At 42.3% G+C, this 8,974-nt stretch carries 11 protein-coding genes and 5 tRNA genes; 1 reads left to right on the top strand and 15 read right to left on the bottom strand.

Going from position 1 to position 8,974, the window contains the following annotated elements:
• Positions 1-24: 24 nt before the first annotated feature.
• The 6 genes from BK139_RS21925 to BK139_RS21900 form a co-directional block, all read right to left on the bottom strand.
• A tRNA-Gln gene (locus BK139_RS21925) sits at positions 25-99 on the bottom strand.
• An 8-nt stretch (positions 100-107) separates the two neighbouring features.
• A tRNA-Asp gene (locus BK139_RS21920) sits at positions 108-183 on the bottom strand.
• A 31-nt stretch (positions 184-214) separates the two neighbouring features.
• Positions 215-286: transfer RNA gene (locus BK139_RS21915), tRNA-Glu, on the bottom strand.
• Between the two features lie 15 nt (positions 287-301).
• Positions 302-392: transfer RNA gene (locus tag BK139_RS21910), tRNA-Ser, on the bottom strand.
• A gap of 5 nt (positions 393-397) precedes the next feature.
• A tRNA-Asn gene (locus tag BK139_RS21905) sits at positions 398-472 on the bottom strand.
• A 153-nt stretch (positions 473-625) separates the two neighbouring features.
• Complete coding sequence (locus tag BK139_RS21900; RefSeq protein WP_076263028.1) at positions 626-1,099, bottom strand: SprT family protein; 474 nt, start codon at positions 1,097-1,099, stop codon at positions 626-628.
• 133 nt (positions 1,100-1,232) lie between these two features.
• Between BK139_RS21900 and cmpA the strand changes: the two genes are divergently transcribed.
• Positions 1,233-1,346, top strand: a complete 114-nt coding sequence (gene cmpA / locus BK139_RS23635) for a cortex morphogenetic protein CmpA (RefSeq protein ID WP_009336300.1) — start codon at positions 1,233-1,235, stop codon at positions 1,344-1,346.
• 164 nt (positions 1,347-1,510) lie between these two features.
• Here the strand turns inward: cmpA and BK139_RS21895 are convergent, their stop codons facing one another.
• The 9 genes from BK139_RS21895 to BK139_RS21855 all read right to left on the bottom strand — a co-directional run bounded on the left by BK139_RS21895 (position 1,511) and on the right by BK139_RS21855 (position 8,605).
• A complete protein-coding gene (locus BK139_RS21895; RefSeq protein ID WP_175609176.1) occupies positions 1,511-3,694 on the bottom strand; it encodes a Tex family protein in 2,184 nt (727 codons plus the stop codon).
• A gap of 62 nt (positions 3,695-3,756) precedes the next feature.
• The gene (locus BK139_RS21890; RefSeq protein WP_076263023.1) at positions 3,757-4,353 is read right to left on the bottom strand and encodes a PP2C family serine/threonine-protein phosphatase; all 597 of its coding nucleotides are present in this window, start codon (positions 4,351-4,353) and stop codon (positions 3,757-3,759) included.
• On the bottom strand, positions 4,350-5,144 hold the full coding sequence (gene sigB, locus BK139_RS21885; RefSeq protein WP_061792715.1) for an RNA polymerase sigma factor SigB: 795 nt from the start codon (positions 5,142-5,144) through the stop codon (positions 4,350-4,352). The genes BK139_RS21890 and sigB overlap by 4 nt, the downstream gene beginning before the upstream one ends.
• Positions 5,122-5,595 carry an anti-sigma B factor RsbW gene (gene rsbW / locus BK139_RS21880; RefSeq protein WP_076263021.1) on the bottom strand — a complete coding sequence of 158 codons (474 nt, stop codon included), beginning with the start codon at positions 5,593-5,595 and terminating at the stop codon, positions 5,122-5,124. Before rsbW ends, sigB begins: the two co-directional genes overlap by 23 nt.
• A complete protein-coding gene (locus tag BK139_RS21875; RefSeq protein ID WP_035331808.1) occupies positions 5,592-5,924 on the bottom strand; it encodes an anti-sigma factor antagonist in 333 nt (110 codons plus the stop codon). Before BK139_RS21875 ends, rsbW begins: the two co-directional genes overlap by 4 nt.
• A 60-nt stretch (positions 5,925-5,984) precedes the next feature.
• Positions 5,985-6,995, bottom strand: a complete 1,011-nt coding sequence (locus tag BK139_RS21870) for a PP2C family protein-serine/threonine phosphatase (RefSeq protein ID WP_076263019.1) — start codon at positions 6,993-6,995, stop codon at positions 5,985-5,987.
• An 11-nt stretch (positions 6,996-7,006) separates the two neighbouring features.
• Positions 7,007-7,408: an anti-sigma regulatory factor gene (locus BK139_RS21865; RefSeq protein WP_035331811.1), complete on the bottom strand. Its 402-nt coding sequence runs from the start codon at positions 7,406-7,408 to the stop codon at positions 7,007-7,009.
• A 4-nt stretch (positions 7,409-7,412) separates the two neighbouring features.
• Positions 7,413-7,775: an STAS domain-containing protein gene (locus BK139_RS21860; protein ID WP_009336309.1), complete on the bottom strand. Its 363-nt coding sequence runs from the start codon at positions 7,773-7,775 to the stop codon at positions 7,413-7,415.
• Positions 7,772-8,605, bottom strand: a complete 834-nt coding sequence (locus BK139_RS21855) for an RsbT co-antagonist protein RsbRA (RefSeq protein WP_076263017.1) — start codon at positions 8,603-8,605, stop codon at positions 7,772-7,774. Before BK139_RS21855 ends, BK139_RS21860 begins: the two co-directional genes overlap by 4 nt.
• Positions 8,606-8,974 lie beyond the last annotated feature (369 nt).

Genomic DNA, 8,974 nt, shown 5'->3' with positions numbered 1-8,974 from the left:
ACTGAGCTAATGGCTCATTAAAAATGGCTGGGCTAGCAGGATTCGAACCTGCGAGTGACGGAGTCAAAGTCCGGTGCCTTACCGCTTGGCTATAGCCCAATAACAAATGGCGGTCCCGACGGGAATCGAACCCGCGATCTCCTGCGTGACAGGCAGGCATGTTAACCGCTACACCACGGGACCATCCATAAAAACCGTCGGAAATAAAAAAAAGTGACCCGTACGGGATTCGAACCCGTGTTACCGCCGTGAAAGGGCGGTGTCTTAACCGCTTGACCAACGGGCCGTTGTTAGAATTTTCTGGCGGAGAAGGAGGGATTTGAACCCTCGCGCCGCTTACGCGACCTACACCCTTAGCAGGGGCGCCTCTTCAGCCACTTGAGTACTTCCCCAAATATGGCTCCGCAGGCAGGATTCGAACCTGCGACCGTTCGGTTAACAGCCGAATGCTCTACCACTGAGCTACTGCGGAATAATAATAAACCTGATCAATAAAACAGTTAACATCTTATCGACTCTTCATATTATAAGGACGCGGACTATAAAAGTCAAGCATCTTTTTAGAAGAATTTATTAGCCGCTTATCCTGTATTGACCTGCGACAATTATTAAATATAAAGCGTACTTAATCTAATGTCAATTCTTTTTTGAACACTAATTTCCCTTTGCATTTACCGCAGACATATTTCTTCGTATCAACTTTTCTTTTTCTCTGATAAATTTGGCCGCATTCCTTGCACACATAAACAAGAATCTTAGCGGATTTGTTTGTTTTAGGGCGATCAGGCAAGGCTGAACAAAATCGGGGTGCTCCCACTTTCTTCATTAGCATTCTGAAATCCTGATCACGATGTTTATATCCTTTTCCCTCTAAGTGCAAATGATAATGGCAGAGCTCATGCTTAATTATTCCTGCTAATTCTTCAGGTCCAAGCTGCTCATAATACTTTTTGTTAATTTCAACATGATGTGAATTCAGCATATATCTTCCACCAGTGGACTTTAGGCGTGAATTAAAATATGCCTGGTGGCAAAAGGGCTTGCCGAAGCTTTCTAATGATATCTTTTCAACAAGTTTCTGAAGCTCCTGGTCATTCATCGCAATGTTTTCCTTTCTTATCGTAAACATGACAACCTATTATAGCATACATTATATATACCTTTTACAGCTCTGAACTCCTTGCAGAACGAGGGAGCCATTTTCAGATTCCAATTAACGGGAGGTAAATCGTATGCCTGTATGGTTTCAAAATCAAATCCAGCGTGCTTTTTATGAAAAAGACCGCTATCAGATCAAACTGCTGAATCAGTGCTGGTTTTTCTATAGAAAGAAACATTGCTCATAAAAGGCACTAATGTCTGCCGTACAATCCAGTTCCAATGCCGAAGATCCTTAGTCAAACGGAACTCATCGATAGCCAAAAAAAGCATAAGCCAAATCACGCTAGAAATAGTGATTTCCGGTGTGATTTGGCTTATGACTCGAAAACTGTGAAATTATTGGCTTCTATTAATTAGAATGGCCCAGCATTGTTAAAGCGACTCTTCCCTTGTGTTTATCAACTGAGTCAACCCAGACTGTTACCACATCACCAACGGATACGACGTCCAGCGGGTGTTTGACAAATTGGCGGCTGAGTTTTGATATATGAACAAGGCCATCCTGTTTGACTCCAATATCGACAAAGGCTCCGAAATCTACAACATTCCTCACTGTCCCTTGCAATTCCATTCCTTCCTGAAGGTCTTCAAGCTTTAGAACTTCTTTTTTCAAAAGAGGCTTCGGCAGCTCATCACGCGGATCTCTTTCAGGTCTCATTAAAGCGTCAATGATATCCTTCAATGTCAGCTCACCGATTTCAAGCTCCCGGGCTGTTCTGCTGATATCTATGCCTTTGAGCGCCTCTCTTAGCGATGGTGAACCAAGGTCATTTGATTTAAAGCCGAGATTAGCCAGCAATTTATTTACTTCTGCATATGTTTCCGGGTGAATTCCCGTCCGATCCAGAGGCTCTTTTCCATCGATAATCCGCAGGAAGCCTATTGCCTGTTCATAGGTTTTGGCACCAAGGCGGGGGATCTTTTTCAATTGCTTGCGGTCCGTGAACCTCCCCTCCTCTTCCCGTTTTTTGATTATATTTACGGCAACTGTTTTTGACAGGCCGGCTACATGCTGCAGCAATGAAGATGAAGCGGTGTTTACATTGACGCCTACCTGGTTTACTGCTGTCTCTACAACAAAGGAAAGGGATTCAGACAGCTTTTTCTGGGATACGTCATGCTGATATTGACCAACCCCAACTGACTTTGGATCAATCTTAACCAATTCTGCAAGAGGATCCTGGAGGCGTCGGGCGATCGATACAGCACTTCTTTCTTCCACCTGAAAATCAGGAAACTCTTCTCTGGCAAGATCCGAGGCAGAGTAGACGCTCGCCCCCGCTTCATTGACAATCAGGTAGAATATTTCCTCTTTCATGTCCTTTAATATATCTGCGATGAACTGTTCGGTTTCCCTAGAAGCGGTCCCATTGCCGATGGCAACCATTTTTACTTTGTAGTTTTTTAGGATTTGAATTACTTTCTCCCTTGCCTGATTCGTTTTGGAAACAGGCGGATGCGGATATATAACTCCGATATCAAGCACTTTTCCTGTTTCATCCACAACAGCCAGCTTGCAGCCTGTTCTGTATGCTGGGTCTACCCCAAGCACGATCTTTCCTTTTAACGGGGGCTGAAGCAGCAGTTTTCTTAGATTTTCAGAAAAAATCATAATTGCCTGTTCTTCTGCTTTTTCAGTCAGCTCATTGCGTATTTCACGTTCAATCGATGGCATGATCAGACGCTTGTAGCTATCATCAATGGCTTCCTTTACAATCGTGCCTGCAGGAGAACGTTCATCCTTTACCCACTTTTTATATAAGTACTTTAAAATAAATTCGGCATTTGGCTTAATGTTAATCTTTAATACTTCCTCTTTTTCACCGCGGTTTAATGCAAGTGTACGGTGTGGAACAATCTTGCTTACCGGTTCCTCATACTCATAATACATTTCATAAACGCCTTTTTCGTCATTCTCTTTGTTCTTCACAGAGGACTCAATGGTTCCCTTTCTGGCTGTTTCCATACGGATCCATTTTCTGCTCTCCGCTTCATCTGACACCCACTCTGCGATAATATCCTTTGCGCCAGCGATTGCTTCTTCCGGTGTGTTTACTTCCTTTTCATCAGATAAGAATTGTTTGGCTTTTACAGCAGGGGGTTCATTTAGCGAAAAGGTGAGAAGCCACTCAGCAAAGGGTTCCAGCCCTTTTTCTTTTGCGGCAGTGGCTTTTGTCCGGCGTTTTTGCTTATATGGCCGGTATAAGTCTTCTACCTCCTGCAGCTTCACCGCTTTGTCTATTTTGGCTTTTAGCTCTTCCGTCAATTTGCCTTGTTCTTCAATTAAGCGGACTACCTCTTCTTTACGCTGATTAAGGTTTTGTATGTATTGCCAGCGCTCCATGATATCGCGGATTTGAACTTCATCCAGTGCGCCTGTCTGTTCCTTTCTGTATCGGGCAATAAATGGAACTGTGTTTCCTTCTTCCAGCAAGCTGATTGTGTTTTTTACTTGTTTGATGGCTATCGATAGTTCCCCAGAGATTAAATTCAGTATTTGATCTTGTCTATCCAATGTTTTTTCCAAGTTCATTCCTCCATCATAGAGTCTCACTATTCATTTTATCAAAAGAACAAACAAAAAGCTTACCCTGTCTAGAGTAAGCTTCCAAGTATGAAAGTAGCATCATCTGAAGTAGATGGATACTGCTTCTTTATATCTTCCGAGATAAGATCAATAGGGAGAAATGCTTTCAGCAAAGATTTAACCCCATGGATATTAAAGCCATCTGAGTATATCAAAAATTTAGACTCCGCTTCATACGTAAACCGCTGGGTATGAAACACCTGCGGCCTTCCTGACAGATATCCTGTTACCGGCAGGGGATAAGTGAGTTTTCCTGCAGAGGAATAAAGGAAAAATCGAATATTCCCTACACAGCTGTATACAAATTCCCTGGAAGCAAAGTGCACTTTAAACAGCGCCACTGCTGCTCCTCTTTTTTGCAAAAGAATTTCGTTGCAGAGCTTCATAAGCGTATCTACATCTTTCTCATGATGCTTCTCTACAACGGAAACAACAGCAGAAGAAGCCTCATAAGCATATTCCCCGCTTCCAAGGCCATCTGCCAGCACACATACAAAGTATTCATCCGTTGCGGTAAAATAATAGCCATCACCGCAGAAAGATTTGCCTTCTTTAGCTGTCTGGTGTGCAATCACTTCGATGTTATCTCTAACCAATTTGGTCATGAAAGGCACTCCGAGTTATTTGTTTCAGAGTGGATTGCTTCCTGAAGCTTTTTGATCGCACGGCGCTGAAGTCGCGAGACATGCATCTGGGAAATCCCCAGTTTATCTCCAGCTTCCTTTTGGCTCATATTCTCAAGATATGTGTATTGAATAATTAATTTCTCTCTCTCTGACAGGACATGCAGGACTTTCTCAAGCACCAGCATTTGGTTTACTTTTTCAAAGCCCTCGTCCACATTACCGACGATATCCAAAAGGGTGACCGTTCCGCCATCAGAATCAGCTTCGATTGAATGGTCAACAGAAAGAGCCTGATAGCTTTTCCCCATTTCCATCGCTTCAAGCACTTCTTCTTCAGAAACCCCAAGCAAATCGGCTATTTCGTCTACTCTAGGCGACCTATGAAGCTCTGTTGTAAGCTCTTCAACGGTAGCTTTAATTTTCGGGCCCAATTCCTTTATGCGGCGCGGAACATGAACGCTCCAGGTTTTATCCCTTAAGAAGCGCTTAATTTCCCCGATAATGGTGGGGACAGCAAATGCCTCAAATGTTTTGCCAAAAGACTCATCATAGCGGCGGATAGCACCCAATAAGCCGATAATGCCGACCTGGACGATATCCTCATGATAGGATCTTCCTTTTGAGTACTTGCGGGCAATCGCTTCAACTAAATTCTGATATTGAAGAACCAGGGTATTTTGAGCATCTTCATCCTGGTGAAGCTGGTAGGCTTTGATTAAAGCATTTGTTTCTTCTTTGGATTTTTGGTTAGGTTGAGATTGTTTTTGCATCCCTCTCCACCTGCTCTCCTTCTAGGTATTTGGTCATGAAGACCGTAACACCCTCTTTGTGATGAATTCTTACTTCATCCATCAGTGTTTCAATCAGGTATAGACCCAAGCCTCCTTCACGCAGAAATTCCACAGAATCTGTCTGGTCATATGGCCCAATGCCTTGTCTTGCAGATTGGAAATCAAAGCTATTTCCGCTGTCTGCGACCATTACCTCAAGCCGGTCAGTGTATAAACCGAACCCGATGACCACTTCCCCTTGCTCATTCTGTTTGTATGCGTGTTGAACTGCATTGGTGCAAGCTTCACTTGTAGCGATCTTAAGATCTTCAATTTCTTCATATGCAAATCCCATTCTGCTGGCAATCCCTGATAATGTCAGGCGGATTACCCCGACAAACTCCGGCTTGGCCGGAATTTTCACCTCTATATAATCAAATGGCTCGTTCATTGTACTCCACCTTCAATCCCGCTGTTAATATCGATAATATCCGCCAGGCCTGTGATTTCGAAAAGTCTCTTTAAACGGTCCGATAAGCCAACAATTTGAAATTTGCCGTTATTGGCACGGACATTTTTAAATACACCAACAAATACGCCTAAACCGGTACTATCCATATAAGAGACTTCAGATAGGTTGACCACCATTTCTACGCCTTCTTTTTCTGTTAAAGGAAAAAGCTCTTCACGGAGTTTAGGTGCTGTATACGCATCAATTTCTCCGCTTATCATTGCTTCAATCAGCATATCATTTTCTTTTACATCTATAGTAATATTCATAACTGACCCACCTCTTTACATGTCAACTGCTTTTTACTAGTTACCCGCTTTTAAAACCCATTAAACATTTCTTTTTAAAATAATTAAGGTAAAATCATCCCGCAATTGAAAATGCTGAAGTTTTTCAAGTTCTTTATATACGCTATTAACTATTTCCTGTGCATTTAAATGAATGTATTTCTTGATTAATTCCAGCAACGATTCCTTTTCTATAAACCCTTCTTCTGTACGGCATTCAGTAACCCCGTCTGACATTAATATGATCATATCTCCGGGATTTACTCCTTTTTCGTACTGGCGGTATTTAGTTTTTTTATCAATACCAAGAAGCAGGCCTTTCGCAGTCAGCTCGGTAAATTGCTCATTTCCGGCATTATAGAACAGGCCAGGTTCATGTCCTGCAGAACCATATGAGAACATGTGGCTGTTTGTATCATATATTCCATAAAACATGGTAATGAACATGGTTAAATCTATGTTCTGCTCCACTACCCGATTAAGATTTTCAAGGACCGTTTTAGGGTCATTGCGGTTTTCAGGCACACTGTCCATGGCATATTTAATCATGGACATACAAAGGGCTGCAGGCAGGCCTTTACCGATCACATCAGCAATGGCGATGCTGATTGTGCTGTTCTCATCCTGAACAAAGTGGAAATAATCACCGTTCATATGTTTGGCCGGAACACTTATTGCGCCGATATCCAGTCCTTCGACAGAAGGAACCTGCGTGCCCAGCAGGGTTTGCTGAACATTCGCAGCTATTTCCATTTCTGTCCTGAGTTCCTGCTGAATATGTTTTAAGCTCTGATGTTCTCTATAGGCAAAACCATAGCCTATCATGACTTCCAGAAGGATATCAAAAGAATGGTGAACATATTCAGGCAAGTCCGGATAAAGTTCACCCATCAGGCTTTTATGAACGCTGATAATCTCTTCAGGTGAGATTTTGTGCTCGATCGACTTCCTGCTGAACTTCTGGCCCTGATACAGTGCCTGTTCAGATTGTTCCTTAATATAATTCTCAAGAATATCCCGATACTTTGATTCCATCATTTCTCGGAAATCCATAACGCTTCCCCCTAACGAAGCCACTTAGTTGCTTTTATATCTGTACCGGTCCCGGGATTGGAGTCAATTAAGAACTCATCCATTAACCGCTTCACACCTGGCAGGCCGGCTCCTAATCCTCCTGATGTCGAGTATCCATCTTCCATTACTTGGCGTAAATCATTGATTCCAGGGCCGCTGTCTACCGCAACTATACGCAATCCCGCTTTTCCGCCGTCGTATATTTTCTCAATACAGATTTGCCCTTGTCCGGCGTATAAGTAAATATTCCGGGCAAGCTCACTAATGGCTGTAGTGATTCTAGCCTGGTCAACTGTACCAAAACCAAGCTCTTTAGCAACATTCCGCCCAAGCTGGCGGGCTGCAACGATGTCCCATTCGTTTATGATTTTAACGCAGGATTGGTTTTCCATACAGTTACTCCCCCAATTCCTGTTGTAATTTCTCCAAACCTTTTTCTAAATCTAATGCAGTAAGGACATCATCTAACCCAATACCTAACTCAATAAGCGTAATTGCTACGGCAGGCTGTATCCCGGTTATGACTACTTTTGCACCCATCAGTTTGGACATATTTATTACGTCGCCTAGAACTTTAGCGATGAATGAATCAATAAAGTCAATAGATGTTAAATCAATCACGACTCCATTTGCGCTCGTCTCATGGATTTTATGGAGCAGATCCTCCTGAAACTGCAGAGCAGTCTGATCATCTAATTCCCACTGGATGGAGACTAATAGGCAATCGTTCAGCTTTAAAATTGGGATTCTCACTCTCATTCCTCTCCCTCCACCTTCACAATTTTGCGGCTGGTTAACTCAAGAGCCGCTTCTACACCCTTTTTCAAGGTATTTTTTGTGGTGAACTGATTTAAATCAATTCCCAGGTTTACAATCGTCTGAGCAATCTCAGGGCGTATGCCTACAAGCATGCACTTTGCACCGACAAGTCTTACAGCATCTGCTGCCTGTATAATATGATGGGCGACCATCGTATCAACAACCGGCACACCCGTTATATCTATAAGGACCACTTCTGAACGGTGTTTAACCACTCCATTTAAGAGGTTCTCCATAATCTGCTTTGCACGCTCGGTATCAATTGTACCTACAAGCGGCATGACCGTAATTCCTTCGAAAACAGGGATCAGCGGCGCAGACAGTTCCTGAAGGGCAATTTTTTGCAGGGACACAGTTCTTTCCCAAGTAGCCGAATACATATTTACCACTTCATTAACCATGGGAGTCATCCAGCCATCGAACTCGTAAATGACTTTCATTTGGTTTTCCTGGCTGACAATTCCGGCTTCCTGCATGCCCTCGAACACAATCTTTCCGAATGTTTGAAGCCCTTTTGTCACGAAACTGAGCGGCCAGCCCAATCGAACAATTTTCTCAGAGAAATCACTCAATTTTGAAGTGAATTCCTCATTTGAACTTTTTATATTTGAAATAATCAGGTCAATGAATTCCCGGCTTGTCCCGATAAATACCTGATCGGAAACTACCTTCGTAACCCTTTCATCCGCGTTTTCTTTTGTAGCCTTTAGCCAATGATTAAAAATAGAATCTTTATTATTTTGTATAAAATTCAATATTGTCGAATTCATTTGTTCCTCCCTATTTTATCATATATCTATTATTAGCCTTCCAATTCCCCTTTATTGTAAAGAAGCAAAAAAATCTTCCTGTTTTATATATACCAATTAAATGATAACAACGAATGCGAGTCAAATGATACCTATAGGGTCTGAAATTAATAATTCCCATCTTTAGGTTAATTCGACAATTTCTTATGAAAACCCTTTTTCCAGTGCACCGATTTCCCATCAAACAGGAGGTTACTCCCAACTGGAAACGGGTATATTTACAGAAACGGACAATTTTGTATATTAAACGACTTTCTTTTTTACCCTATTGAAAAAAAACTAAACCTATTTGGCTGTAAAAAAATAAAAAACGCCCTTCAAAAGAGCGTT

This window comes from Paenibacillus sp. FSL R5-0490 (assembly GCF_001956215.1).
GTDB lineage: Bacteria > Bacillota > Bacilli > Bacillales > Cytobacillaceae > Cytobacillus.
This window is presented reverse-complemented; position numbering and strand designations above follow the sequence as displayed.

What these genes read in the sequence shown, in the direction of transcription:
- BK139_RS21900 (WP_076263028.1), bottom strand. Translation starts at nt 1,099, where the DNA reads ATGAATGACCAGGAGCTTCAGAAACTTGTTGAAAAGATATCATTAGAA.
- cmpA (WP_009336300.1), top strand. Translation starts at nt 1,233, where the DNA reads ATGCCTGTATGGTTTCAAAATCAAATCCAGCGTGCTTTTTATGAAAAA.
- BK139_RS21895 (WP_175609176.1), bottom strand. Translation starts at nt 3,694, where the DNA reads ATGAACTTGGAAAAAACATTGGATAGACAAGATCAAATACTGAATTTA.
- BK139_RS21890 (WP_076263023.1), bottom strand. Translation starts at nt 4,353, where the DNA reads ATGACCAAATTGGTTAGAGATAACATCGAAGTGATTGCACACCAGACA.
- sigB (WP_061792715.1), bottom strand. Translation starts at nt 5,144, where the DNA reads ATGCAAAAACAATCTCAACCTAACCAAAAATCCAAAGAAGAAACAAAT.
- rsbW (WP_076263021.1), bottom strand. Translation starts at nt 5,595, where the DNA reads ATGAACGAGCCATTTGATTATATAGAGGTGAAAATTCCGGCCAAGCCG.
- BK139_RS21875 (WP_035331808.1), bottom strand. Translation starts at nt 5,924, where the DNA reads ATGAATATTACTATAGATGTAAAAGAAAATGATATGCTGATTGAAGCA.
- BK139_RS21870 (WP_076263019.1), bottom strand. Translation starts at nt 6,995, where the DNA reads ATGGATTTCCGAGAAATGATGGAATCAAAGTATCGGGATATTCTTGAG.
- BK139_RS21865 (WP_035331811.1), bottom strand. Translation starts at nt 7,408, where the DNA reads ATGGAAAACCAATCCTGCGTTAAAATCATAAACGAATGGGACATCGTT.
- BK139_RS21860 (WP_009336309.1), bottom strand. Translation starts at nt 7,775, where the DNA reads ATGAGAGTGAGAATCCCAATTTTAAAGCTGAACGATTGCCTATTAGTC.
- BK139_RS21855 (WP_076263017.1), bottom strand. Translation starts at nt 8,605, where the DNA reads ATGAATTCGACAATATTGAATTTTATACAAAATAATAAAGATTCTATT.